General features: G+C 60.7%; 24 protein-coding genes and 1 pseudogene. 10 read left to right on the forward strand and 15 right to left on the reverse strand.

The window, feature by feature from the left end; all coding sequences use genetic code 11:
- Positions 1-138: 138 nt before the first annotated feature.
- Positions 139-1752 carry an inorganic phosphate transporter gene (locus tag AC0J41_RS19335; RefSeq protein WP_473013342.1) on the forward strand — a complete coding sequence of 538 codons (1614 nt, stop codon included), beginning with the start codon at positions 139-141 and terminating at the stop codon, positions 1750-1752.
- Between the two features lie 559 nt (positions 1753-2311).
- Here AC0J41_RS19335 and AC0J41_RS19340 read toward each other — a convergent pair.
- Positions 2312-3208, reverse strand: coding sequence for a LysR family transcriptional regulator (locus tag AC0J41_RS19340; RefSeq protein WP_025112869.1), 897 nt, complete (start codon positions 3206-3208; stop codon positions 2312-2314).
- Positions 3209-3329: 121 nt separating this feature from the next.
- Here AC0J41_RS19340 and AC0J41_RS19345 point away from each other — a divergent pair, with 121 nt between their 5' ends.
- Positions 3330-4088 (forward strand): SDR family NAD(P)-dependent oxidoreductase, encoded by a 759-nt coding sequence (locus tag AC0J41_RS19345; protein ID WP_473013343.1) that lies wholly within the window; start codon positions 3330-3332, stop codon positions 4086-4088.
- 42 nt (positions 4089-4130) lie between these two features.
- On the opposite strand, the gene AC0J41_RS19350 is transcribed toward AC0J41_RS19345, so the two are convergent.
- Positions 4131-4568 (reverse strand): multidrug/biocide efflux PACE transporter, encoded by a 438-nt coding sequence (locus tag AC0J41_RS19350; RefSeq protein ID WP_025112867.1) that lies wholly within the window; start codon positions 4566-4568, stop codon positions 4131-4133.
- 89 nt (positions 4569-4657) lie between these two features.
- On the opposite strand from AC0J41_RS19350, the gene AC0J41_RS19355 reads away from it, so the two are divergent.
- The gene (locus AC0J41_RS19355) at positions 4658-5512 is read left to right on the forward strand and encodes a LysR family transcriptional regulator (RefSeq protein WP_473013344.1); all 855 of its coding nucleotides are present in this window, start codon (positions 4658-4660) and stop codon (positions 5510-5512) included.
- A gap of 94 nt (positions 5513-5606) precedes the next feature.
- Here the strand turns inward: AC0J41_RS19355 and AC0J41_RS19360 are convergent, their stop codons facing one another.
- Positions 5607-6443, reverse strand: coding sequence for a LysR family transcriptional regulator (locus tag AC0J41_RS19360; RefSeq protein WP_473013345.1), 837 nt, complete (start codon positions 6441-6443; stop codon positions 5607-5609).
- Between the two features lie 111 nt (positions 6444-6554).
- Between AC0J41_RS19360 and AC0J41_RS19365 the strand changes: the two genes are divergently transcribed.
- On the forward strand, positions 6555-7280 hold the full coding sequence (locus AC0J41_RS19365) for an SDR family oxidoreductase (protein WP_473013346.1): 726 nt from the start codon (positions 6555-6557) through the stop codon (positions 7278-7280).
- 122 nt (positions 7281-7402) lie between these two features.
- On the opposite strand, the gene AC0J41_RS19370 is transcribed toward AC0J41_RS19365, so the two are convergent.
- The 3 genes from AC0J41_RS19370 to AC0J41_RS19380 are packed head-to-tail and all read right to left on the reverse strand — an operon-like array spanning position 7403 to position 9435.
- Positions 7403-8632, reverse strand: a complete 1230-nt coding sequence (locus AC0J41_RS19370) for an RNA polymerase sigma factor (protein ID WP_025112863.1) — start codon at positions 8630-8632, stop codon at positions 7403-7405.
- The gene (locus tag AC0J41_RS19375; RefSeq protein WP_025112862.1) at positions 8625-8969 is read right to left on the reverse strand and encodes a YciI family protein; all 345 of its coding nucleotides are present in this window, start codon (positions 8967-8969) and stop codon (positions 8625-8627) included. The genes AC0J41_RS19370 and AC0J41_RS19375 overlap by 8 nt, the downstream gene beginning before the upstream one ends.
- A 40-nt stretch (positions 8970-9009) precedes the next feature.
- Complete coding sequence (locus AC0J41_RS19380; RefSeq protein ID WP_473013347.1) at positions 9010-9435, reverse strand: YybH family protein; 426 nt, start codon at positions 9433-9435, stop codon at positions 9010-9012.
- Positions 9436-9574: 139 nt separating this feature from the next.
- On the opposite strand from AC0J41_RS19380, the gene AC0J41_RS19385 reads away from it, so the two are divergent.
- Positions 9575-10060 carry a GNAT family N-acetyltransferase gene (locus AC0J41_RS19385; protein WP_473013348.1) on the forward strand — a complete coding sequence of 162 codons (486 nt, stop codon included), beginning with the start codon at positions 9575-9577 and terminating at the stop codon, positions 10058-10060.
- A 151-nt stretch (positions 10061-10211) separates the two neighbouring features.
- On the opposite strand, the gene AC0J41_RS19390 is transcribed toward AC0J41_RS19385, so the two are convergent.
- The 3 genes from AC0J41_RS19390 to AC0J41_RS19400 form a co-directional block, all read right to left on the reverse strand.
- Positions 10212-10700: a GNAT family N-acetyltransferase gene (locus AC0J41_RS19390; RefSeq protein WP_473013349.1), complete on the reverse strand. Its 489-nt coding sequence runs from the start codon at positions 10698-10700 to the stop codon at positions 10212-10214.
- 324 nt (positions 10701-11024) lie between these two features.
- Entirely contained in the window at positions 11025-11519 is a 495-nt protein-coding gene (locus tag AC0J41_RS19395) for a GyrI-like domain-containing protein (RefSeq protein WP_025112858.1), read from the reverse strand.
- Positions 11520-11588: 69 nt separating this feature from the next.
- Positions 11589-12251 (reverse strand): LysE family translocator, encoded by a 663-nt coding sequence (locus AC0J41_RS19400; protein WP_025112857.1) that lies wholly within the window; start codon positions 12249-12251, stop codon positions 11589-11591.
- Positions 12252-12388: 137 nt separating this feature from the next.
- Between AC0J41_RS19400 and alaC the strand changes: the two genes are divergently transcribed.
- A complete protein-coding gene (gene alaC / locus AC0J41_RS19405; protein ID WP_473013350.1) occupies positions 12389-13606 on the forward strand; it encodes an alanine transaminase in 1218 nt (405 codons plus the stop codon).
- Positions 13607-13783: 177 nt separating this feature from the next.
- Here alaC and AC0J41_RS19410 read toward each other — a convergent pair whose 3' ends face one another.
- Both AC0J41_RS19410 and AC0J41_RS19415 read right to left on the reverse strand, forming a co-directional pair.
- Positions 13784-15136 carry a GntP family permease gene (locus AC0J41_RS19410; protein ID WP_025112855.1) on the reverse strand — a complete coding sequence of 451 codons (1353 nt, stop codon included), beginning with the start codon at positions 15134-15136 and terminating at the stop codon, positions 13784-13786.
- 82 nt (positions 15137-15218) lie between these two features.
- Complete coding sequence (locus tag AC0J41_RS19415; RefSeq protein WP_025112854.1) at positions 15219-15752, reverse strand: gluconokinase; 534 nt, start codon at positions 15750-15752, stop codon at positions 15219-15221.
- Positions 15753-15968: 216 nt separating this feature from the next.
- Between AC0J41_RS19415 and gntR the strand changes: the two genes are divergently transcribed.
- Positions 15969-17000 carry an HTH-type transcriptional regulator GntR gene (gene gntR / locus AC0J41_RS19420; protein WP_025112853.1) on the forward strand — a complete coding sequence of 344 codons (1032 nt, stop codon included), beginning with the start codon at positions 15969-15971 and terminating at the stop codon, positions 16998-17000.
- Between the two features lie 153 nt (positions 17001-17153).
- Here gntR and AC0J41_RS19425 read toward each other — a convergent pair whose 3' ends face one another.
- Positions 17154-18026: a LysR family transcriptional regulator gene (locus AC0J41_RS19425; protein WP_473013351.1), complete on the reverse strand. Its 873-nt coding sequence runs from the start codon at positions 18024-18026 to the stop codon at positions 17154-17156.
- Positions 18027-18146: 120 nt separating this feature from the next.
- On the opposite strand from AC0J41_RS19425, the gene AC0J41_RS19430 reads away from it, so the two are divergent.
- From AC0J41_RS19430 to AC0J41_RS19440, 3 genes are all read left to right on the forward strand, one after another.
- Positions 18147-18587 carry a PACE efflux transporter gene (locus AC0J41_RS19430; protein ID WP_473013352.1) on the forward strand — a complete coding sequence of 147 codons (441 nt, stop codon included), beginning with the start codon at positions 18147-18149 and terminating at the stop codon, positions 18585-18587.
- Positions 18588-18713: 126 nt separating this feature from the next.
- Positions 18714-20138, forward strand: a complete 1425-nt coding sequence (locus AC0J41_RS19435; protein WP_473013353.1) for an MFS transporter — start codon at positions 18714-18716, stop codon at positions 20136-20138.
- 156 nt (positions 20139-20294) lie between these two features.
- A complete protein-coding gene (locus AC0J41_RS19440; RefSeq protein WP_025112849.1) occupies positions 20295-20855 on the forward strand; it encodes a hypothetical protein in 561 nt (186 codons plus the stop codon).
- Between the two features lie 126 nt (positions 20856-20981).
- Here the strand turns inward: AC0J41_RS19440 and AC0J41_RS19445 are convergent, their stop codons facing one another.
- The 3 genes and pseudogenes from AC0J41_RS19445 to AC0J41_RS19455 all read right to left on the reverse strand — a co-directional run bounded on the left by AC0J41_RS19445 (position 20982) and on the right by AC0J41_RS19455 (position 23600).
- The gene (locus AC0J41_RS19445) at positions 20982-21521 is read right to left on the reverse strand and encodes a methyl-accepting chemotaxis protein (RefSeq protein ID WP_256214240.1); all 540 of its coding nucleotides are present in this window, start codon (positions 21519-21521) and stop codon (positions 20982-20984) included.
- 3 nt (positions 21522-21524) lie between these two features.
- A pseudogene (locus AC0J41_RS19450) lies at positions 21525-22301 on the reverse strand (PAS domain-containing protein); the annotation flags it as partial.
- A 408-nt stretch (positions 22302-22709) separates the two neighbouring features.
- A complete protein-coding gene (locus tag AC0J41_RS19455) occupies positions 22710-23600 on the reverse strand; it encodes a LysR family transcriptional regulator (RefSeq protein WP_473013354.1) in 891 nt (296 codons plus the stop codon).
- Between the last annotated feature and the right edge of the window lie 33 nt (positions 23601-23633).

Below are 23633 nucleotides of genomic sequence, written 5' to 3' on the forward strand. Positions count from 1 at the left end.
TCGCTCCCACAGGGTTGTTCGTTGCCCTCCAGATCAATGGTCGGCTAAAACCCCAAACACTGACCTGCCGCAGTCTCTCTGTAATATTTAGCAACGATCATGACCGACACTCCTTCCCTCGCTCAGGATTGTCCGCTCATGGCTACTCCCTCCCTGACCGCCCACCAGGCGTCCGCCCCCAGCGGCCGGCCGGCCCTCGACAAGAAAACCAGCCCGTTCACCTACGTGATCTTTTTCGCGGTGCTCGCGATGGGGATGCTGTTCACCGCCTACAGCCTGATGCACGACATGCACGAACTTGGCACGGTGGTCACCACCTGGACCCCGTTCCTGCTGCTCGGTGTGGCGTTGCTGATTGCGCTGGGCTTCGAGTTCGTCAACGGTTTCCACGACACCGCCAACGCCGTGGCGACGGTGATCTACACCCACTCGCTGCCGCCGAATGTCGCGGTGGTCTGGTCGGGGTTCTTCAACTTCCTCGGGGTGCTGCTGTCCAGCGGCGCCGTGGCGTTCGGCATCATCGCCCTGCTACCGGTGGAGTTGATTCTGCAGGTCGGTTCGTCCGCCGGTTTCGCGATGATCTTCGCCCTGCTGATCGCGGCGATCCTGTGGAACCTCGGCACCTGGTGGCTAGGTCTGCCGGCGTCGTCATCGCACACGTTGATCGGCTCGATCATCGGCGTAGGCGTCGCCAATGCCCTGATGCATGGGCGCGACGGCACCAGCGGCGTGGACTGGGCGCAAGCGACCAAGATCGGTTACGCCTTACTGCTGTCGCCGCTGGTAGGTTTCGGTTGTGCGGCGCTGTTGCTGCTGGCCCTGCGTGCGTTTGTGAAGAATCGCTCGCTGTACAAGGCACCGGAAGGCAACACCCCGCCACCGTGGTGGATTCGCGGCTTGCTGATCCTCACCTGCACCGGTGTGTCCTTCGCCCACGGCTCCAATGACGGCCAAAAAGGCATGGGCCTGATCATGTTGATTCTGGTCGGTACGCTGCCGATGGCGTACGCCTTGAACCGCACCATGCCCGAAGAACAATCGCTGCAGTTCGCCGCCGTCGCGCAAGTGACCCAGCAAGCGCTGGTGAAAAGTGCGCCGCTGCCGGCACCCGCCGACCCACGCGCAGTGCTCTCCGATTACGTACGCAGCAAGGAAGCCACGCCGCAGTTGATCCCCGCCCTCGCCTCCCTCACCGGGCACATCGGCGAAGAAGTCAAAGGCTACGGCTCGTTGGCCAAAGTCCCGGCGCAAGCCATGGGCAACGTGCGTAACGACATGTACCTGGCCAGCGAAAGCATTCGCCTGATGGACAAGAACAAGGTCGGCAACTTCGACGCTGACACCAACGGCAAGCTGCAACTGTTCAAGCAGCAGATCGACAACGCCACGCGGTTCATTCCGCTGTGGGTCAAGATCGCCGTGGCCATCGCTCTGGGGCTGGGCACCATGGTCGGCTGGAAGCGGATTGTGGTGACGGTGGGTGAGAAGATCGGCAAGACCCACCTGACCTACGCTCAAGGCGCCTCGGCAGAAACCGTAGCGATGCTGACCATCGGCGCGGCGGACATGTTCGGCTTGCCAGTGTCGACCACCCACGTGCTGTCCTCGGGCGTGGCCGGGACCATGGTTGCCAATGGCGGTGGCTTGCAGATGAAGACCATCCGCAATCTGCTGATGGCGTGGGTGCTGACATTGCCGGCGGCGATTCTACTGTCGGGCAGCCTGTATTGGCTGTTCACCCAGATCTTTTGAACAACACGCCCCCCTGTGGGAGCGGGCTTGCTCGCGAAGGCGTCAGATCAGTCAGCTCAGTGTTGCCTGACACGCCCTCTTCGTGAGCAAGCCCACTCCCACCCTGGATATCGGCCAGCCCGAATACTTCACCTCCCCCCATCCCCTGTGGGAGCGAGCCTGCTCGCGAAGGCGTCAGATCAGCCAGCTCAGTATTGCCTGACACGCCCTCTTCGTGAGCAAGCCCACTCCCACCCCGGATAGCGGCCAGCCCGGATACTTCATCCACCACCAACCCCCTGTGGGAGCGGGCTTGCTCGCGAAGGCGTCTAACCAGTCAGCTCAGTGTTGCCTGACACGCCCTCTTCGTGAGCAAGCCCACTCCCACCCTGAACATCGGCCAGCCCGGATACTTCATCCACCACCAACCCCCTGTGGGAGCGAGCCTGCTCGCGAAAGCGTCTAACCAGTCAGCTCAGTGTTGCCTGACACGCCCTCTTCGTGAGCAAGCCCACTCCCACCCCGGATAGCGGCCAGCCCCGGATACTTCACCACCTCCCACACTGGATCTCCATGGATTTTAGAGCTCCGAACGGATCAAATCGCCCAGCCAATCCATGAACACCCGCACCCGCAGTGGCAAGTGCCGTTGCCGCGCATACAGGATCGAAATCCCCATCGCCGGCGCGGTGTACTGCGGCAGCACGCTGACAATCTCGCCGCTGTCCAGATCGGCATTCATCCCGGTGCGTGGCACCTGAATCAGACCAAAACCGCCCAGGCACGCCAACTTGTAAGCATCGGTGCTGTTGACCGTCACGCTGCCGGCCATCGGCAATCGGTGAACCTGCCCGTCCTGCTCATACACAAACCCTTCCGAGCGCGAACCCAGTACGCCGACGTAATGCACCAGCCGATGTTGCGCCAGGTCTTCCAGTGTTTGCGGCACACCGTAACGCTCCAGATAAGCCGCACTCGCGCAGTTGATCATGGGCAGGTCGCCCAAGTGTCGCGCCACCACCGTTTGATCGGGTTGTGCGCCAATGCGCACCACGCAATCGAAGCCTTCGCTCAGCAGGTCGACGCGGCGGTCGGTGCTGCTGATCTCCAGCTCCAGGTTGGGATGGCGATCCATGAACTCGGGCATCCTCGGCATGATCAACCGCCGCGACAGAATGCTTGGCATGTCGACACGAATGCGCCCGGTCAGCGACGCCTCATCCTGACGAAACAAGCCTTCTATTTCGTCCATGTGCGAAAGCAGATCCTTGCTGCGTTCGTACAACACCAGGCCGTCCTGCGTCACTTGCACCTTGCGCGTGGTGCGTTGCAGCAGGCGTGTGCCGAGCAGAGTTTCCAGCGCCTGCACATGCTCGGACACCGTGGAGCGCGGCAGGCCGAGGTTTTCCCCGGCGAGGGTGAAACTCGATAACTCGCTGACCCGGACGAAGGTGCGCAGCAATTCCAGTTTGTTCATGAGCCACTCGCTGATTGTTCGACTGATCCGACCAGTGATTCCGGTTTTGCTCTGTTTATCACCTCAGGGCGGATAAATAAACTTCGTTCCATCACCACTCACCACCCATCGAGGACATCACATGAACCGCAAAATCGCATTGATCACCGGCGCCAGCCGTGGCTTGGGCAAGAACGCCGCCCTGCACCTCGCCGCTCAGGGCGTAGACATCATCGGCACTTACAACAGCCGTGCCGACGAAGCGCAGGCACTGGTGGTTGAACTGGAACAACTCGGCGCCCAAGCCGTGATGCTGCAACTGGATGTTGGCCGCAGTGAAACCTTCGCCGCGTTCGGCACGCAGGTCGAACAGGCGCTGCAACACACCTTCGAGCGCGAGCATTTCGATTTTCTGGTCAACAACGCCGGGTTCGGTCTGCATGCCAGTTTCACCGAGACCACCGTTGAGCAATTCGACATGCTGATGAACGTACACTTCAAAGGGCCGTTCTTCCTCACTCAGCAACTGCTGCCGCTGATGAACGACGGCGGGCGGATCATCAACATCTCCAGCGGGCTCGCGCGTTTCAGCATCCCGGGCGCCAGTGCTTATGCGGCGATGAAAGGTGCGATTGAAGTCCTGACCCGTTATCAGGCCAAAGAGTTGGGCGCACGGCAGATCACCGTGAATACCTTGGCGCCAGGTGCGATCGAAACCGACTTCGGCGGCGGTACCGTGCGCGACAATGCGGCTGTGAATGCGATGGTTGCCGAAAACACCGCGCTGGGCCGTGCCGGCAAGCCGGATGACATTGGTGGAGCCCTGTCGTTGCTGCTGTCGCCGGGGGCGCAGTGGATCAATGGTCAACGGGTTGAAGCGTCCGGCGGAATGTTCCTCTGAACGATCCTGTGGAGCTGCCGCCGGCAGCTCCACAGGGATGGGTCAGTTCGGGCAGGTGTGGCGGGTCATGAACCGCGCACGCACCACGTCATACCCCCAGTGATACACGTAGGTGTACGGCAGGAAAAACAGCAGCACGCCGATGTCGAGCAAGAACGCCTGCCACAGGCTGACCGACAGCCACCAGGCAATCAGTGGTACGCCCATCACGATCAACCCACCTTCAAACAGCAGCGCATGGACCACCCGCGTCCAGGCGTTATGGCCGATATTCAGGCGCTTGAGCGTCCGGTCGAAGAAACCGTTGAACACTACGTTCCAGGCCAGCGCCAGCATGGCGATCAACACCGTCACCGCGCCCATGTCGAGCAGCGGTTTGTCCATGATCCACGCCAGCAACGGCGTGCAAATAAGGATCGCCAGAAACTCGAAACCGATGGCCTGAAAAATACGTTCAACAATGGATTTGTTAGCAGTCATCGCCTGACTCCTTGAGTGAAGATGGTTGCCATGATCCACTCTCGAACCGATACTTCATAACCAATAACCATCGATCAAGGCGATAGTTCATGGCTTCGCAGGAAGTGCTGCTGGCATTCGTTCAAGCAGCGACGCAGGGTTCGTTCTCGGCGGCGGCGCGCAAACTGGGGCGCAGCCAGTCAACCATTAGTGCGGCGGTGGCCAGCCTGGAGATCGACCTCGACCTGATCCTGTTCGACCGCAGCAGTCGCAAGCCGACCCTGACCCCGGCCGGCCACGTGATGCTGCAACGGGCCGAGGCGATTCTGGCGGCCACCAGTCGTCTGGAAATGACCGCCCGGCAGCTGAGCCAAGGCGTCGAACCGAAGCTCACCGTGGCGATTTCCGATACCTACCAATCGGCGCGCTTCGAAGCGGCACTGGTCGACTTCGAGCAGCGTCATCCGGACCTGGAACTGGAATGTCTGATCGCCGAGTGCGACGACCTGATCGAACTGGTCCAGCGTGGCCGCGCGCACCTGGCCTTCGCCGAAATGCGCGACAGCTATCCACCGGATCTGGTGACTTCGACGGTCGCCGAACGCACCGACATCGCGCTGTTCGTCAAACGTGATCATGTGCTGACCGGCGTCGAACATGTCGACCAGCCAGTGCTGGAGCAGCATCGGGAATTGCGCCTGGCGACCATCGTCAATCCGTACGACAGTCGTGCAAAGGGCCGCGTGTGGTCGGCGCCGAGTTACCTGATGCTGATGGAAATGGCGGAAATGGGTTTCGGCTGGGCGGCGCTGCCACGCTGGCTGGTGGGACGTTTCGGCAACGATACGCTGGTGGAATTGACGGTGCGCGGCTGGCCGCGGCCGGTGTATGTCGATGCGTTGTGGTCGCGGATTTACCCGCCAGGGCCGGCGGGGAGCTGGTTGCTGAGCAAGATGCTGGAATAGCGGTGCGCCTCTTCGCGAGCAGGCTCGCTCCCACATTGGATCTGCGTCGTTCACCAAACCCTGTGGGAGCGAGCCTGCTCGCGAAGGCGGCCAATCAGACCGCCGCGATCTCCACTGGCCGATTCTCCTGAAAATACGCCTGCAGCCCGCGCATCGCCGGCAACTCCAGCGCCTGCGCCGCATAGCACAATCCGACCCGACGAGTCGGTGCCGGCAAGTGCAACGTGCGCACCACCACTCGTGCATGCCCGGTCACCAGCGACTGCGGCAACATCGCCACCCCCACGCCCGCCGCGACCATATGCAACGCCTGCTGTAACGACCCGGCATACCCCGCCACCGCTGCCGGCGAACGCCCATACAACGCCATCAAACGCTGATGCGACGGATGTTGCGGGCAGGTGATCCAGTCCTCAATCGGCGCCCAGCCCGCCTGCGCTGCCGCCATCGGATGCGCCAGCGGCAGCGCCATCACATAGGGTTCCTCCCACAGCGCCAGGAACAGTTCGTCCTCGCAGCACATTTCCTCAACCGCCAGGCGACCGTCACCGTGACAGCCCTCCTCCAGCGTCAACAGCAGATTGGGCAAGGCCTGATGAGCCATGCGCACGAAGGCTTCGATATGGCTGGCGGCGATGTCGCCTTCGATGCCCAAGGACAGCGCCACGCGGTTTTCGCCGCCGCGAAACATCCGGCTCAGCGCTTCGGACTCAGCCACCATGCGCCGCGCCTGCGGGTACAGCAGCCGCGCCTCTTGACTGACCTCGACACCGCGCGGCTGGCGCACGAACAGGCTCACACCCAGCGTTTCTTCAAGCTGTTTGATCGTCACCGACAGCGTCGGTTGGCTGATGAACAGGCGTTGCGCTGCCGCAGTGATGTTGCGTTCCTCGAACACCGCGAGGAAGGCTTTGAGATGACGGATATCCATAGATGATTCCGATAACAGACAGAGGAATAAGGCATTTTTCAGCCGCTGACAGGCTAAATATACTGCGCCCAGCATTCAGTCATTTGATTTTCTTATTTCAGGAGTTCAACCATGGGCAAGCCATTGATCATCATCACCGGAGCCAGTTCGGGCATTGGCGAAGCCGCCGCCCGCCGTTTGAGCGCTGCCGGCCATCCACTGTTACTGCTGGCACGCCGGGTTGAACGCCTTCAAGCACTGGAGCTGCCGAACAGCCTCAGCCGTCAGGTCAACATCACTGATCGTGCAGCGTTGCTCGCGGCAGTTGCCGAAGCCGAAGCCCGATTCGGCCCGGCCGATGCGCTGATCAATAACGCCGGCGTGATGCTGCTGGGCGCGATGAGCGAGCAGGATCCGGCGCAGTGGGAGCAGATGCTCGACGTCAACGTCAAAGGCCTGCTCAACGGTGTGCACGCCGTCGTTGCCGGCATGGTCGAGCGCAAGCACGGCACCATCATCAACGTCAGCTCGGTGGCCGGACGCAAGACCTTTCCCAACCACGTGGCGTACGTCGGCACCAAGTTCGCGGTGCACGGCTTGTCGGAAAATCTGCGTGAAGAACTGGCGCCGCACAACGTGCGCGTGACCACCATTGCCCCGGGTGCGGTGGAGACCGAGTTGTTGAGTCACACCACCGATGAAGCGATCAAGACCGGGTATCAGGCGTGGAAACAGGAGATGGGCGGCACGGTGTTGAGCGCCGAGGACGTGGCGACGGCGATTGCTTATGCGTATGAGCAGCCGCAGGGCGTGTGCATTCGAGAGATCGTTTTGGCAGCGACCCGGCAACAGGCCTGATGATTTGAGGTTGGCTGAACGGGCCTCTTCGCGAGCAAGCCCGCTCCCACAGGTTCTGCAGCGGTCACTGTGGGAGCGGGCTTGCTCGCGAAGAGGCCGACACTGCCACCGATTCTCTCGGATCAGCCCAACGCCGCTAATCGCGCCTCGATAAACCGCCGCTCCGGCTCCTGCCGTGTCAGCTCCAACGCGCGCCGATACGCCGCCCTCGCCTGTTCCACCCGCCCTAACTGCCGAGAGAATTCCGCCCGCGCCGAATGCGCCAGGTGGTAATCCTGCAACTCGCCGCGATCCAGAATCCCCTCGATCAGTATCAACCCGGCCAACGCGCCATCGCGCTTGGCCACCGCCACCGCGCGATTCAACTCAATCACCGGCGACGGCACCGCCCGCAGCAGCACGTCGTACAGCCCGACGATCTGCTGCCAATCCGTTTGCGCCGCTGACGGCGCTTCGGCATGCACCGCGGCAATCGCCGCTTGCAGGCAATACGGCCCGAACCGCCGTGTGGTGAGCGCGCGCTCCACCAGCGCACAGCCTTCGGCAATCAGCTCGACATCCCACTGCGTACGATCCTGATCGTCCAGCAGCACCAGTTCACCACTGGGCGAAGTCCGCGCTGGCCGTCTCGATTCGTGCAACAGCATCAGCGCCAGCAACCCGATTACCTCCGGTTCCGGCAGCAACTCCATCAACAACCGCCCCAGCCGGATCGCTTCACGCGTCAGATCCTCGCGGGTCAACTCAGCGCCGACCGACGCCGAATAACCCTCGTTGAACACCAGATAAATCACCCGCAACACACTGTCGAGGCGTTCGGGCAATTCGTTCAGGCTCGGTACTTGATAGGGGATTTTCGCGTCACGAATCTTCGCTTTCGCCCGCACGATGCGCTGGGCAATCGCCGCCGGTGCCGAAAGAAAAGCCCGGGCGATTTCCTCAGTGGTCAGGTCGCAGACTTCACGCAGGGTCAGCGGTACTTGCGCATCTGCCGCCAATGCCGGGTGACAGCAGGTGAAGATCAGCCGCAAGCGGTCGTCTTCCACGTCTTCGCCACTCCAGTCGGCCTGTTCCAGCTCTTCGAGTTGCGCCAGCAACAGCGGCTGCGAGGCCTTGAAGCGTGCCCGCCGCCGCAACACATCAATCGCCTTGAAGCGCCCGGTGGACACCAGCCAGGTGCGCGGGTTGTCGGGCACGCCGTCGCGCTGCCAGCGCTCGACCGCGACGAAGAACGCCTCGTGCAACGCCTCTTCGGCGAGGTCGAAATCACCGAGCAGGCGAATCAGCGTCGCAAGTATCCGCCGCGAGTCTTCGCGATAGACCTGCTCGACCCGCGCCCGAACTTCAGACATTCAGCTGCCGCACCGGGCGCACTTCAACGCTGCCGACCCGGGCCGCCGGAATGTTGCCGGCGACCTGAATCGCTTCGTTGAGATCCTTGGCATCGATCAGGTAGAACCCGGCCAACTGCTCCTTGGTTTCAGCAAACGGGCCATCGGTGATCGACAACTTGCCGTTGCGCATGCGCACCGTGGTGGCGGTCTGCACCGACTCCAGCGCCTGCGCCGCGACCATCCGCCCGCTGCCCTGAATCGACTCGGCGTAGGCCCAGCACTCGGCGTCTTCCGGGCTGTCGGGCGAGCTATGCAGCAGGCGCTCATCGCTGTAGACCAAGCATAGATACTTCATGGTTTTCTCCTGATTCGATCGGATCAACTATGGCTGAAGATCAGGGCTGTACATCGAACAGCGTCGCGCCGCTCATCGGATCGAACGGGGCCGACCAGTGCTCGTGGACGATTTTCCACGTGCCGCCGACCTGCCGATAGCACGCAGTGGCGCGCATCCAGCAGCTCTGGGTTTCGCCCTTGTCGTTGGTGCCGCCGCAATGCGTCACCCAATGAGCGAAGGCGAGGTTGTCGGCGGTTTCGATGGCGATCTCGTGGAACTCGAAAATGTGCGGGCCGGAACACATCTCCATGCAGGCTTCCCAGTGTGCGCGGTACGCCACTTTGCCCTTGAATTGCAGGGCCTTGATCGCATCGAAAGAGACGATGTCGTCGGCGTACAACGCCATGACTTTCTCGACGTTCTTGGTCATGACCGCTTCGCGGTAGGTGTTGATCAGGGTCTGGATTGCAGATTGTGCGCTCATGGTGTTCTCCGTTTTTTTGTTGTGAAGACACCCTTAGTCGTTCAGCTGTCGAGCAGATCGACAGGCAAAACAAAAAATTTCCGGCAAAGACAAAATCGATAGAATCCAGACTCATCTTTGTAGGAAAAAGGAAATTCCCGTGTCAGCCCAACTCGTGCCGTACGACAGCCTGAACGCCTTGCAGCGCCAGCAAGTCGAGGCGATTGAGATCCATCCCGAGCAAATCAAGTTTTCCGGCGATATCCACGGCGCGTTGCATACGCTGCTGTCCAAACCCGGCCCCGGCGTGAAGGGTTTCGCGCTGCTGGCCGATCAGGTGCCGGTGGCATTCCTGCTGCTCAAGCGCCCGCCGGTGTTGCCGGCCTGGGCCGATGAACACAGCGCCACCCTGCACGCTTTGCAGGTCGATCACCGGGCACAAGGCAAAGGTTACGGCAAGGCCTGCCTGCAGGCGCTGCCCGAAGCCGCGCGTCAGGCGTGGCCGCAGATCAAGGGCCTGGAGCTGTCGGTGGACGCCGATAACGAAGCGGCGATCGCGCTGTACGCCAAACACGGTTTCGTCGACAGCGGCGAAGCGTACAAGGGGCGGATCGGTTACGAGCGGCGCATGGGCCTGTTTTTCTGAGTCATCCGGGGGAATCCTCTGCCAGTACAGCCGCTCACCAACGACGATCCACCTGTGGGAGCGGGCTTGCTCGCGAATGCGGAGTGTCAGGACACATCAATGCTGACTGATACACCGCATTCGCGAGCAAGCCCGCTCCCACCGGGGAAGTTCAGAGGGTGAGGATCATCTCGTGCCACGCCATCCCGCCGTGGTCGGACTCCGAGGGTTTGATGTAGGCAAAGCCGAAACCGGCATAGAGCGGGATGTGCTGTTCCTTGCACATCAGATGAATCGTCGCCTTGTCCAGCCCGCGCATGCGCTCGATGAACTCGGCCATCAGGCGTTTGGCCAGGCCCTGCCCCTGATAATCCGGGTGCACCACCACCGACATGATCACCACATTGGGGCCTTTCGGATCATGGCCGACCAATTCTTTGAACGCCTCGTCCGACATCTGCACGTCAAACGCCGCGCCCGAATTGACGAAACCGGCGACCACACCGTCCACCTCGGCCACGATAAAGCCGTCCGGCCAGGTGGCGATGCGCGTGGCGATCTTTTCTCGGGTGGCGGCCTCATCGCCTTCGTAGGCAACGGTTTCGATGGCGTAGCAGCGATCCAGGTCGGCGGCGGTGACGTTGCGGATGACGGTGTTCATGGCGGCTCGAAAATCAGCAGAAGAAAGTGCCGAAAGCATAAAGGAATAAGGTGTTCATATCGATCCGCGCGGGCAGCGTAAAGCCTGCGTATAAGCGCTTTTCTTCGCACGGGCGACGGGATATTTCTGCGGTGTGTCTCTGATCACCCTTGGGGAAAACCGTTTATGAGCAGCGTTGAAATCGGCCTGTTGATGGTATTGGGCATCAGTACGTTCGGCTTTATCACCTTGGGCATCGACCTGTTGCGGGCGCGACGGGTGGGCAAGGGTAAACGCGGTTGAGCAACATGAGGCGGATCAGTGATCCGCCTCATCGTTGTCGGCTCAGGATTTACTGTCGACGGGGACGCAGATTTCCAGCTTGCCGGTGCGCTGCTTCGGATTGAAATCGGCGCTGTAGCGTTCCAGCTCCGGGGCATTGAGTTCCACGTAGTGGGAAGCCGGCAGCCAGGTCTTGTAGATGTACTGCAGAGTCTGCGGCAATTGTTCGAGCGGGCCCTTGTGCTCGAACACCGCGTACTGGCGCGGCAGCACTTCAACCCACTGGTAGACCTTCTGGTCCAGGTCATCGAGCTTGCTGATTTCCACCCCGGCGATGTAATCGAAGCCGCCCTTGCCGTCGAAATTACTGCACACCCCGTAGGTCACTTCGTTTTTTTGTCCCTGTATCTTTCCCAGGTGCGGCAAGAACTTTTCCCACAGCGCGGGGATGTCCTTGGCAGTGTCCTGGGTAAATCGACCACGAAATCCTGCAATCAGCAGGAAGTGTCCATGTTCGAAGCGAGGTTCAGCCACTTCGACGCGTTTTTGCTCATCCATGACTCGACTCCTGGAACAAAAATGGGGGCTCGGCTGGTGAGTATAGAAAGCCCCATCCGTTTCGCACTGTTATAGCGCGTGCAACTGCTCGACGGCAGCGGAGCCAATAAACTCGTTATAACCAGAAACGATCACGTACACCGCGAAATAGCAGAAGATCGCTGCAGATGCCATATAGGAATAGCGCAAAAGCTTGTCGCCCAGCAACTTGCCGCCATGGCTCGCGGCAAAGCACAGACCGGCTGACCACAGCAGCCCGGCGCAGAGAAAACCACCGAGAAACAGCGCCGAACTCAGCGGGCCACCGCCACCGGAACGGGCGATCAACGTGCCGCCGACCGCGGCAAACCACAGAATCGCGCTCGGCGAGGACATGGCAAGGAAGATCCCGCGAAAGAACTCCTTGCGATGCGAGTTCTGCCCCACCTCAGCGGTCGCGGCCAGTTGCGCCTCGTGATGGATCGCCGAGTAAATCATCTTCGCCGCGAAGTAGACCAGCAGCGCCGAACCACCAATCCACAGCACCCAGCGCACGCTTTCGTACTGCAGCAGCACGGTCATCCCGGCCAGTGCCAGCACTGCATAGATCAAGTCACCGACGCAGGTACCGAGGCCCAGAGCAAAGCCCTGAAAGTAACCGCGCTGCATTGCCAGGGTGATCATCGCGATGTTGGCCACGCCGATATCCAGGCACAGCGAGAGGCTCAGCAAGAAGCCGCTGGTGAATTCCATTAAGCATTTCCTTGGGAAAAATTATTGTCATGCACGCTGGACAGTCGGCCATCGCTGCCCTTATCTTCCGCCACAGGTCACCGCAGTGACCAGCGTCGCTCGGACGGTTCCGGGCGCTTACGTTATCCGAGGCAACAATGGCTGAACAAGGTTCGCCGCGCCGCTTTGCGCGCATTGATCGACTCCCCCCTTACGTTTTCAACATCACCGCCGAGCTGAAGATGGCCGCGCGGCGTCGTGGTGAAGACATCATCGACTTGAGCATGGGCAACCCCGACGGGGCCACGCCGCCGCACATTGTCGAAAAACTCGTCCAGGTCGCCCAGCGCGAAGACACCCACGGTTACTCCACGTCCAAGGGCATTCCACGCCTGCGCCGGGCGATTTCCAACTGGTACAAGGAACGCTACGCGGTCGACATCGACCCGGAAAGCGAAGCCATTGTCACCATCGGCTCCAAGGAAGGCCTGGCGCATTTGATGCTGGCGACTCTGGATCAGGGCGACACCGTATTGGTGCCGAACCCCAGCTACCCGATTCACATCTACGGCGCGGTGATTGCCGGCGCCCAGGTGCGTTCTGTGCCGCTGGTGCCAGGCGTGGACTTCTTCGATGAGTTGGAACGGGCGATCCGCGGCTCGATTCCGAAACCGAAAATGATGATCCTCGGCTTCCCGTCGAACCCGACTGCGCAGTGCGTGGAACTGGATTTCTTCGAGCGGGTGATCGCCCTCGCCAAGCAGTACGACGTACTGGTGATTCACGATCTGGCTTACGCCGACATCGTCTACGACGGCTGGAAAGCCCCGTCGATCATGCAGGTGCCGGGCGCCAAGGACATCGCGGTGGAGTTTTTCACCCTGTCCAAGAGCTACAACATGGCCGGCTGGCGCATCGGATTCATGGTCGGTAACCCGGAGCTGGTCAACGCCCTGGCGCGGATCAAGAGCTACCACGACTACGGCACGTTCACCCCGCTGCAAGTGGCGGCGATTGCCGCGCTGGAAGGCGATCAGCAATGCGTGCGCGACATCGCCGATCAGTATCGCCAGCGCCGTAACGTGCTGGTCAAAGGCCTGCATGAGCTGGGCTGGATGGTCGAGAACCCGAAGGCGTCGATGTATGTCTGGGCGAAGATTCCCGAGGCCTACGCGCATCTCGGTTCGCTGGAATTCGCCAAGAAACTGCTGGCCGAGGCCAAGGTCTGCGTCTCGCCGGGGGTTGGTTTTGGTGAGTATGGTGATGACCATGTGCGCTTCGCGCTGATCGAAAACCAGGACCGGATTCGTCAGGCCGTGCGCGGGATTCGCGGGATGTTCCGGGCGGATGGATTAGTCGCAAAGACTGGCAACTAACGCAAAACCTGTAGGAGTGAGCCTGCTCGCGATTGCGGTGTGTCAGTTACCATAAGCGGCACTGGCTGACCGCTATCGCGAGCAGGCTCACTCCTACAAGGGAATGTGTCTGGCCTTGAGATTTCGCCCACAAAAAAACCGCATCGCTGCGGTTTTTTTGTGTCTGCAGGAAGCTGTTTAGACGAACAGCGACAACAGCAGGATAAAGCCCAACGCAACCACCGAGAGGATGGTTTCCATCGCCGTCCAGGTCTTGAACGTCTCGGCCACGGTCATGTTGAAGTACTGCTTCACCAGCCAGAAACCGGCATCGTTGACGTGCGACAGAATCAGCGAACCGGCACCGGTGGCCAGCACCAGCAGCTCACGGTTGACGCCCGGGATCATCCCCACCACCGGCACCACAATGCCTGCGCCCGTGATGGTCGCCACCGTCGCCGAACCGGTGGCGATACGAATCACCGCCGCCACCAGCCACGCCAGCAGGATTGGCGAGATCTGTGCGCTGACCGCCATGTGGCCGATCACGTCACCCACACCGCTGGTCACCAGCATCTGCTTGAAGCCACCACCGGCGCCGATGATCAGGATAATCGCGGCCGTCGGTGCCAGGCTTGCGTCCAGCCACTTGAGGATCTGTTGCGAACCAATGCCCTGCTTGTGCCCGAAGGTGTACAGCGACAGCAGCAACGCCAGCAGCAGTGCCGAGATCGGGTGACCGATCATGTCCATCCACGTGCGGAAGAAGTGACCGTCCGGCAGCGCCACGTCAGCGAAGGTTTTCAGCAGCATCAGGAACACCGGCAGCAGAACGGTGATCAGGGTGATGCTGAAGCTCGGCAGTTTGGTCGAATCGGTTTCACGGGCCAATTGATCGACCAGTTCCTGATTCGGGTGACCGGGGATGTGCTTGGCGATGAAAGTACCGAAGATCGGACCGGCAATGATGGCGGTCGGCAGCGCAACGATCAGACCGTAGAGGATGGTCTTGCCGATGTCGGCGCCGAACACGCCGATCGCCAGCAGCGGCCCCGGGTGCGGTGGCACCAGACCGTGTACGGCGGACAGGCCGGCGAGCAGCGGGATGCCGATCTTGATGATCGACACACCGGTGCGACGGGCAACGATGAACACCAGCGGAATCAGCAGCACGAAGCCGATTTCGAAGAACAGCGGAATGCCCACCAGGAACGCCGCGAACATCATCGCCCACTGCACCTTGTCCTTGCCGAAGGCGCGGATCAGGGTCTGGGCGATCTGATCGGCACCACCGGATTCGGCCATCATTTTGCCGAGCATGGTGCCCAGCGCGAGGATGATGCCGACGAAACCGAGCACGCCACCGAAGCCGTCCTGGAACGCCTTGATGATGGTGCCGATCGGCATGCCGGACGTCAGGCCAAGGAACGCGGCCGCAATGGTCAGGGAGATGAAGGGGTGAATCTTGAATTTGGTAATCAGGACAATCAGCCCGATTACCGTGACCACTGCATCGAGCAGCAGGAACGTGTCGTGGGACATGCCAAACATTGGGGGTGTCTCCTGGCTTGTTGTTGTTATTAAAGCGGGTTAAACAGAATTCGTGAGGACAGCGCTAGCTCTTTCAACACACTCATACCGCCTGTTTCAGACCATGGGCCTGCCACCAGACGTGCGCCTGGGACGCCAGCTCATCGACGCTGTGGATCGACGCATTCAGCGCCAGGGTCAGCGGCTCGCCGACTGGCGATTCAAGCGTGGCGAACTGGCTTTCGATCAACGTCGCCGGCATGAAGTGGCCAGGACGATGGGACACGCGGTCAGCGGCCACTTCCGGGGTCAGCTCAAGAAACACGAAGCCCAGGCCCGGCAAGGCACTGCGCAGCACTTCACGATAACTGTGTTTGAGGGCCGAGCAGGTCAGCACCGGACGCTCGCCCAGTGCATCGACACGACGCAATTCAACGCACAGGCTGTCGAGCCAGCCGGCACGGTCTTCGTCGTTCAGGGGGATCCCCGCGCTCATCTTTTCGATGTTGGCGGCCGGATGAAAAGTATCGCCTTCAATGGCAGTGGCGCCGCTCAATTGGCACAAGGCCTCGCTGACGCACGTCTTGCCGCAACCGGCAACGCCCATGATGACCAGGGCGGTGATGGGATGACTCATATAACACCTCAGCGCGCAGACAGCGCTACCTTTGCTAGCTATGACTCTAGTGCACAGGCAGAAGTTGCCGACGCCTTCTTGTCGTTTTTTTGGGTTGCAGCAGGTTTTCGCCCAACGCCAAAAAGCGAGGATCAGGCAGGACCTCGCTTACGCATTTGCAGCTGCATCAGGACAGCGCTACCTTAGTGCCTTGATTTTTGTTTGGCAAGCCGCCCGATGACCACCCCTAAAAACGATAAAAATACCCGCACCACCGGCCGTCCCACACTCAATGAAGTTGCTCGCCTCGCCGGTGTCAGTCCGATTACCGCCTCCCGCGCCTTGCGTGGGGTCAGCACCGTGGCCACCGAACTGGTGGAAAAAGTCCAGAAAGCCGCGCTCGAACTCAACTACGTGGTCAACCCGGCCGCCCGCGCGCTGGCCTCGGCGCAGAGCCATTCGGTGGTGGTGTTGGTGCCGTCGCTGTCCAACCTGTTGTTTATCGATACGCTGGAAGCCATTCATCGGGTGCTCACGCCCAAGGGCTTCGAAGTGCTGATCGGCAACTTCCACTATTCGCGTGATGAAGAAGAAAACCTGCTGCGCAACTACATGGCTTATCAGCCCCGTGGTTTGCTGCTGACCGGGTTTGATCGCACGGAAAGTTCGCGGCGGATGATCGAGGCCAGCAACATTCCCTGCGTGTACATGATGGAACTGGACAGCGCCGCCGGAGTGAACTGCGTGGGTTTCTCCCAGCTCAGCGCAGGTGAAACGGCCGCCGAACATTTGCTCTCCCGAGGGCGCAAGCGTCTGGCCTACATTGGCGCACAACTCGATCAGCGCACTTTGTTGCGCGGCGAGGGTTTCCGCAAAGCCCTGCAGAAGGCCGGTCGCTATGACCCGGACCTGGAAGTGCTGACCCCGCGTTCATCGTCGGTGGGATTGGGCGGTGAGCTGTTCCTGCAACTGCTGGCGGCGCATCCGGACGTCGATGCGATCTTCTTTGGTAACGACGACCTCGCGCAGGGTGCCCTGCTCGAAGCGCTGCGCAACGGGATCAAGATCCCCGAACAGGTGGCGATCCTCGGCTTCAACGACTTGCCGATGTCCGAACACATGGTGCCGCGCCTGAGCAGCATCAATACCCCACGAGAGGCGATCGGCCGGCGCGCGGCAGAGCAGATGCTGACGTTGATGGCGGGCAACAATGTTGCACGTCCGGTGGAAGACATGGGCTTTGAACTGAAAGTCCGTGAAAGCACCTGACCTCTGAAGTCCCCGTGGTGGTCACAAATGCCGGGTTGAAACCCAACCCCTGTGGGAGCGGGCTTGCTCGCGAAGGCGTGTCAGCTGGCATTTGCTTATCTGGCACACCGCATTCGCGAGCAAACCCGCTCCCACAATGGGCTCTGCGTGGGCTCAGTGGCTGAGCATGTTGACGAGGGCCAAAGCGCCTTTCTGCAGCGGCTGGCTCTTGAGCCACACCGCATGTACCGGTAGCACCAGCCCGTTCTCGATGTTGCGGAAATTCAGTCGTTTCAAACGCCCGCTGTCCAGCCATGGCTGCACCACCGACAGCGGGAAATTGCCCCAGCCCAGCCCCGCCTCGACCATCTCCAGCGCCGCCTCCAGAGTGTCGGTGCGCCAGGGGGATTCGGCCACCAGCGGCCGGGTTTCGCTGATCGGCAGGTCGCGGCTGGCGACGAAGATCTGCCGCACGTGCACCAGGTCCTCAAGAAACAGATCCTGCCCCTGCAACAACGGACTGTCCGCCGCCAGGGTGGCGATCATCCGTTCGCTGCCGACAAACTGAAAACGCTCCAGCACGTTCATGCTCAAGCCGGCGAACGCCAGGCAGACGCTGACGCGGCCACTGTGCAGCATCGCCAGCACGTCGTCCTGCGGTGCGGTCAGCACTTCGATGTCGAGCAGCGGATGGCGCTCGCAGATCACCTTGATCGCGGTGAGCAAGCGGCGGCGGTCGATGTCTGCGACCACACCGATCGACAACTTGCTCTCCAGCCCCAGCGATAACTCCACCGCGTGCACTTGCAGCTGCTTGAGCTGCTCGGCAATCAGCCGCGCATGGGGCACCAGTGACAGCGCCATGGCGGTCGGCTGCGGTTCGCGATGGCTGCGGTCGAACAGCGGATAACCGAGTTCGGCCTCCAGATTGCCGATGCCCATGCTGACGGCCGACGGCACCCGGCCCAGCGCTCGGGCAGCGGCGGAAAACGAGCCGCGCTCGATCACCGCGAGAAACAATTCGATGCTGTCACTGTTGAAATTCACACCACCACCTATCACCAAAACTGAAAGCTACTGACTTTTTCTGTCACCACTATTGAAGCTATCTTTCGCCGCCTCCGCCAGTCCCGCTGGCCATCGATTTCAAGACAGAGGCAAATCCGCATGCAAGGCGTCAAACGCAAACTGGTCTATGTGTCGCTCTACGAAGTGATCGGCATGACCTTCTCCGCCCTCGGCCTGGCGCTGTTGTCCGGCACCTCGCCCGGCAGCACCGGGCCGCTGGCGGTGATCATCACCACCATCGCCGTGACCTGGAATTTCATCTACACCTCGCTGTTCGAGCATTGGGAAAGCCGCCAGCCGTCGCGCACGCGCACAGTCAAACGGCGCATCGCCCATGCGATCGGTTTTCAACTGACGCTGATCGTGTTCCTGATCCCGCTGATCGCTTGGTGGATGAACATCAGTCTGGTGCAGGCGTTCCTGCTGGACCTGGCGCTGATCATCTTCATCCCGTGCTACACGTTCGCCTTCAACTGGCTGTTCGATCGCGTCTTCGGCTTGCCGGCTTCGGCGCTGCCCGATTCCGCCGCCGCGGCATAAATCGTTAATGGCTAAACGGTTTTTGCAAGAAATCGGCGGTTCTTCCCGGCAAACCGCCGATATTCACAATCCGTGAACTCCGGTAGCAGGCTAAGCTTTTCCATCAATAAAAAATGGATCAGCGCCATGACTGCTCACGCCCCCGCCGCCGCGCAACGCGACGGCATCGACCCGATACGCGCCGCCGAGATTTCCGCCCGCATCGACCGCCTCCCTGCCGTCGCCACGATCTGGCGGCTGGTGGCGCTGTTGTCGATTGGCGGTTTCTTCGAACTCTATGACCTGTTCCAGACCGCCTACATCAGTCCCGGGCTGATCCGTGACGGGATCTTCGCCACCGGCAATCAGGGCGTGTTCGGTTTTTCCGATCAGGCGGCGTTTGCCTCGGCGACCTTCCTTGGCCTGTTCCTTGGCGCCAGCCTGCTCAGCCCGCTGGCCGATCGTTTCGGCCGGCGCGCGATCTTCACCTTTGCGCTGGTCTGGTACACGGTCGCCACAGTGCTGATGGGCATTCAAAGCTCGGCGCCGGGGATCATCTGCATGCGGTTTCTGGTGGGCATCGGCCTCGGTATCGAACTGGTGACCATCGACGCCTACCTCTCGGAACTGGTCCCCAAACGCATGCGCAGCTCGGCGTTTGCCTTTGCCTTTTTTGTGCAGTTTCTGTCAGTGCCGGCGGTGGCGTTGATGTCGTGGTGGCTGGTGCCGCAGGCGCCGTTCGGCGTCTCGGGCTGGCGTTGGGTGGTGCTGGCGAGCGCGGTGTTTGCGCTGTTCATCTGGTGGCTGCGCAAGCGTCTGCCGGAGTCACCGCGCTGGCTGGCGCAACATGGCCGGTTCGATGAGGCAAGGCGCATTCTCGACGACATCGAAGCACGCTGCGAGAAAGATCACCGCCAACCGCTGGACGCCCCCGAAGCAGTACCCGTCGACGTTGAGGGCAAGGGCCGTTTCGCTGATATCTGGCAGCCACCGTATCGGCGTCGGGCATTGATGCTGATCGTCTTTCACGTGTTCCAGGCCATCGGTTTCTTCGGCTTCGGCAACTGGCTGCCGGCGTTGCTCTCGGGGCAAGGTGTCAGCGTCACCCACAGCCTGATGTACGCGTTCATCATCACCCTCGCCTACCCGCTCGGGCCATTGCTGTTCGTGAAGTTCGCCAATCGTTTCGAGAACAAGTGGCAGATCGTCGGCTCGGCTCTCGGTGCCATGACCTTCGGCACTTTGTTTGCGTTGCAGACCAGTGCCTTCGGCCTGATCTTCTGCGGCGTGATGATCACCTTCTGCAACGCCTGGCTGAGCTTCAGTTACCACTCGTACCAGAGCGAATTGTTCCCGACCAACATCCGTGCGCGGGCGGTGGGGTTCTGCTATTCGTTCAGCCGCTTGTCGACGGTATTCAGCAGCCTGCTGATCGGGATGTTCCTCGACCACTTTGGCACGCCCGGGGTGCTGGCGTTCATCGTCAGCAGCATGCTGATCGTGATGCTGACCATCGGCTACTTTGGCCCGCGCACGCGCAACCTGGCACTGGAAAACATTGCCCATCGCTGACGGCCGCGCGGTCATCCTCTGCCGCCCGACGGCAAGGGATGACCGCTGCACCTAACGCGTAAAACATCCAACCCATTGAAACAAAAGGATATTACTGAAAGGCACGGTAATTGCTCTGATACGCCCGTCAGCAATTATTCATAGGTCCTCATCATGATGTTGGTCAGTGCAAAACAGCAGCAACTCATCCACCTGCCCAAGCGACTGGCGGAAGATGCGACCACGACCGCCGCTGCCGGTCTGCAAAGCGGCCTGCACGGCGCCATGCTGCAGTCGATGCAGAATCAGGCCCAGTCACAAGCCACCGATGCAACGTCCAAGGTGCAGGATTCGGCCACGCAGATCGCCACCCAACAGGTCGCCGCCGCCGCGCGCATCAGCGACAATGTCGACGAGGCTTTCGCCAAGACCCGCGTTGGTTTGCAAACCACCGACGCCACGGCTGCCGGCAGCACCACCGGCACCTCGGCTACCGACGCGTTCAAGGACTACATGAGCAAGTCGCCGGAACAGCGTCTGCGCGACAGCATCCTCAAGGACATGGGCATTACCGAGGAGGACATCCAGGCCATGCCGCCGGAGAAACAACTGGCCGTCGGTAAAGAGATCGCCCAGCGCTTGCAGGACAAGATGCAGCTGGCGCAGTCGGACAAAGCGAACGTCAATGACGTCAAGGACAGTGACAAGCTGGCGGACAAGTTTCTCGCCGCGCTTTGATCTGAAGATTGCGCAGCAACCAATGTGGGAGCGGGCTTGCTCGCGAATGCGGTGTGTCAATCGGTACAAATGTCACTGATACACCGCATTCGCGAGCAAGCCCGCTCCCACATTTATGCGTTGCAGCTAGTTCAACTGCAGCGTCGCATTGAACTGCCCGATCGCATCCACCACGTGCCGTGATCCCTGCTGAATCTCCAGGATCACCTCCCCCGCCTCATTCGCCAGTTCCACACCCAACCCGGTGCGGCTCAGGCTCGATTGCATGCTCGACACCGCGCTCAGCGACAGGTCATGGTTTTTGCGCACCACTTCGACAATCTCCAGCGTCGCCTGGCTGGTGCGTGCCGCAAGGCTGCGCACCTCATCCGCGACCACGGCAAACCCGCGCCCATGCTCACCGGCCCTGGCCGCTTCGATGGCGGCGTTGAGTGCCAGCAGGTTGGTCTGGTCGGCAATCCCGCGAATGGTCTGGACGATGGTGCCAATGATGTCTGACTGCTTGCTCACCGCATCGATGCTCAGCGCCGCTTCATTTAGGTCGCGGGAAATGTCCTGAATGATCTGCACGGTTTGCTGCACCACCTGTGAGCCTTTTTGCGCGCAGGCGTCGTTCTGTACCGAGGTGCTGTGGGCCGATTCCGCGGCGTTTTGCAACGTGGTCATCTGGCTGGTGATGTCGCTGGCGAACTTGACCACTTTGTACAAGCGGCCCTTGGTGTCGAACAGCGGGTTGTACGAGGCTTCGAGGTAGACCATCTGCCCGGACTTGTTCTTGCGTTCGAAACGGTGCGAGTGATATTCGCCGCGATTGAGCGATGCCCAGAACGCCTTGTATTGCGCAGATTCGGCTTCGGAACGGTGGCAAAACATGCTGTGGTGATGGCCGACGATTTCGTTGAGCGAGTACTGCATCGTTTTGAGAAAGTTGTCGTTGGCGGTAATCACGTTGCCATCCGGGGTGAACTCGATCACCGCCATCGAACGACTGATCGCCGCCAGCATGCTTTCTTCTTCGTGCTCTTTGTTGATCCGTGCAGTGATGTCCGCCGCCACTTTGATCACACTTTTGACTTGTTTATCCGGGCCATACACCGGCATGTAGCTGGCTTCGAGCCAGATCTCCTTGCCGGATTTGTTCAAGCGCAGAAACGTCCCGCTGATCGGTTCACCCCGCGCCAGGTCACGCCACAACCTGGCGTATTCCTCGCTGCGGTAAAACGCTTCCTCACAAAACACCCGGTGATGTTTGCCACGCACTTCCTCGGCGCTGTAGCCCATGGTCTTGCAGAAGTTTTCGTTGGCATTCAGAACAATGCCTTCGGGCGTGAATTCGATCATCGCCATCGAGCGGCTGATCGCTTCGAGTCTGGCGTTGGCTTCGGTCAAGGCGCAGCTGAAACGCTCGATTTCCTGCAGGTCAGCCTTGTGATGTAGGTTGAACATGGTTGTATCACCTTCCGCGCGGTCTTTTGATTTGATGAAAGTTCGGGTCTTTCAGAATCCACCACTACGTTCCACAGAACAGGCACACGCATTCCTCCACAGGAGGAAGTTGTCAGGTGATAAATGACGTTTAATCGGAGAGTCCATGCAGCGACGCTCTAATCAAGACATCCTTCTCTTGATAACCCGCGAGCGGGCCAGCCCTAACGTGCAGAAGAACTTCCATGTAAAACAGGCTCCTTGTTGGTTCAGTGTCCGGTGCCTTTGATTGCGCACTCTGGCAGCGTTGAAATCACGGCTAACAGATGACGGTCGACATAGTTAGTTACAGCTCAGCATAGCCAGCGCAAAGCCTTGCGCAAGGCCACTAGTCGGCCAGTATCTGGCACTTTTTGCACAAGAATCGGTTCAGCGCGTGGTTGCGCGAGCCGTATCCGCCAGCAGATCCATCAAGGCCTGCACCGCCGGTGAGGGCGTCTGTCCCGCTGGCAGCACCAACGAAAACACCCGTTCGATGGGTGGCGCCAGAGCAATGACTCGCAGCCCTTGTCTGTCAGCCGGCAAGGTCATTTCCGGCACCAGGCTCACGCCGAGGTTTTCCCGCACCAGGGTGAAAGCGCTGTTCCATTCGCGCACCTCGACCCGCACATCCTGCAACTGCAACCCGGCACTGGCGGCGAGGCTGCGGGCATTGGTCGAGCAACCGCCGGTGGCCAGCACAAACGGCAACGCCGCCAACTCTTGCAGGCTCACGCCCTGCTCGGTTCCTCGCAGTGCGAGCGGGTGCCCCGCCGGCACCACCGCGACCCAGGCATCACGCCCCAACGGCCCGGCATTGCGCTCAGGTGTTGGGTTGAGCACCACGCCGACATCTACCAGACCGGCCGCCAACAGGGTTTCGACCTCGTCGTCGCTGACCTCCAGCGCTACCACTTCGATGCCCGGGTACAGGCGATTGAACTGGCGTAGCAGCGGCGGCAGAAAACTCGCCAGGACCATGGGAAAACTCGCCAGACGAATTGTCCCGCGCAGCATCGGGCGCACGCTGTCGACGGTCTGGCGAATGGTCTCCAGCGCACCGAGCATCAGCCGCGCTTGTTCGATCACCGGCAGGCCGATGGCGGTGGGCAGGGTCTGGCGGCTTTCGCGGCTGAACAGTTGCACACCCAGGGTTTCTTCCATCAACGCCAAGGCCTGGCTGGCGCCGGACTGCGTCATGCCGACCCGTTCGGCAGCGCGAGTGATGTTGCCGTGATCGGCCACGGCGACTACCAGCCGCCAATGCATCAGGTTCATCATGCCAGTAGCTGTCCTTATGGCTGCTTTCTGAAA

It is taken from the genome of Pseudomonas sp. Arb-4-2C (genome assembly GCF_055755015.1).

What these genes read in the sequence shown, in the direction of transcription:
- AC0J41_RS19335 (WP_473013342.1), top strand. Translation starts at nt 139, where the DNA reads ATGGCTACTCCCTCCCTGACCGCCCACCAGGCGTCCGCCCCCAGCGGC.
- AC0J41_RS19340 (WP_025112869.1), bottom strand. Translation starts at nt 3,208, where the DNA reads ATGAACAAACTGGAATTGCTGCGCACCTTCGTCCGGGTCAGCGAGTTA.
- AC0J41_RS19345 (WP_473013343.1), top strand. Translation starts at nt 3,330, where the DNA reads ATGAACCGCAAAATCGCATTGATCACCGGCGCCAGCCGTGGCTTGGGC.
- AC0J41_RS19350 (WP_025112867.1), bottom strand. Translation starts at nt 4,568, where the DNA reads ATGACTGCTAACAAATCCATTGTTGAACGTATTTTTCAGGCCATCGGT.
- AC0J41_RS19355 (WP_473013344.1), top strand. Translation starts at nt 4,658, where the DNA reads ATGGCTTCGCAGGAAGTGCTGCTGGCATTCGTTCAAGCAGCGACGCAG.
- AC0J41_RS19360 (WP_473013345.1), bottom strand. Translation starts at nt 6,443, where the DNA reads ATGGATATCCGTCATCTCAAAGCCTTCCTCGCGGTGTTCGAGGAACGC.
- AC0J41_RS19365 (WP_473013346.1), top strand. Translation starts at nt 6,555, where the DNA reads ATGGGCAAGCCATTGATCATCATCACCGGAGCCAGTTCGGGCATTGGC.
- AC0J41_RS19370 (WP_025112863.1), bottom strand. Translation starts at nt 8,632, where the DNA reads ATGTCTGAAGTTCGGGCGCGGGTCGAGCAGGTCTATCGCGAAGACTCG.
- AC0J41_RS19375 (WP_025112862.1), bottom strand. Translation starts at nt 8,969, where the DNA reads ATGAAGTATCTATGCTTGGTCTACAGCGATGAGCGCCTGCTGCATAGC.
- AC0J41_RS19380 (WP_473013347.1), bottom strand. Translation starts at nt 9,435, where the DNA reads ATGAGCGCACAATCTGCAATCCAGACCCTGATCAACACCTACCGCGAA.
- AC0J41_RS19390 (WP_473013349.1), bottom strand. Translation starts at nt 10,700, where the DNA reads ATGAACACCGTCATCCGCAACGTCACCGCCGCCGACCTGGATCGCTGC.
- AC0J41_RS19395 (WP_025112858.1), bottom strand. Translation starts at nt 11,519, where the DNA reads ATGGATGAGCAAAAACGCGTCGAAGTGGCTGAACCTCGCTTCGAACAT.
- AC0J41_RS19400 (WP_025112857.1), bottom strand. Translation starts at nt 12,251, where the DNA reads ATGGAATTCACCAGCGGCTTCTTGCTGAGCCTCTCGCTGTGCCTGGAT.
- alaC (WP_473013350.1), top strand. Translation starts at nt 12,389, where the DNA reads ATGGCTGAACAAGGTTCGCCGCGCCGCTTTGCGCGCATTGATCGACTC.
- AC0J41_RS19410 (WP_025112855.1), bottom strand. Translation starts at nt 15,136, where the DNA reads ATGTTTGGCATGTCCCACGACACGTTCCTGCTGCTCGATGCAGTGGTC.
- AC0J41_RS19415 (WP_025112854.1), bottom strand. Translation starts at nt 15,752, where the DNA reads ATGAGTCATCCCATCACCGCCCTGGTCATCATGGGCGTTGCCGGTTGC.
- gntR (WP_025112853.1), top strand. Translation starts at nt 15,969, where the DNA reads ATGACCACCCCTAAAAACGATAAAAATACCCGCACCACCGGCCGTCCC.
- AC0J41_RS19430 (WP_473013352.1), top strand. Translation starts at nt 18,147, where the DNA reads ATGCAAGGCGTCAAACGCAAACTGGTCTATGTGTCGCTCTACGAAGTG.
- AC0J41_RS19435 (WP_473013353.1), top strand. Translation starts at nt 18,714, where the DNA reads ATGACTGCTCACGCCCCCGCCGCCGCGCAACGCGACGGCATCGACCCG.
- AC0J41_RS19440 (WP_025112849.1), top strand. Translation starts at nt 20,295, where the DNA reads ATGTTGGTCAGTGCAAAACAGCAGCAACTCATCCACCTGCCCAAGCGA.
- AC0J41_RS19445 (WP_256214240.1), bottom strand. Translation starts at nt 21,521, where the DNA reads ATGACCACGTTGCAAAACGCCGCGGAATCGGCCCACAGCACCTCGGTA.
- AC0J41_RS19455 (WP_473013354.1), bottom strand. Translation starts at nt 23,600, where the DNA reads ATGATGAACCTGATGCATTGGCGGCTGGTAGTCGCCGTGGCCGATCAC.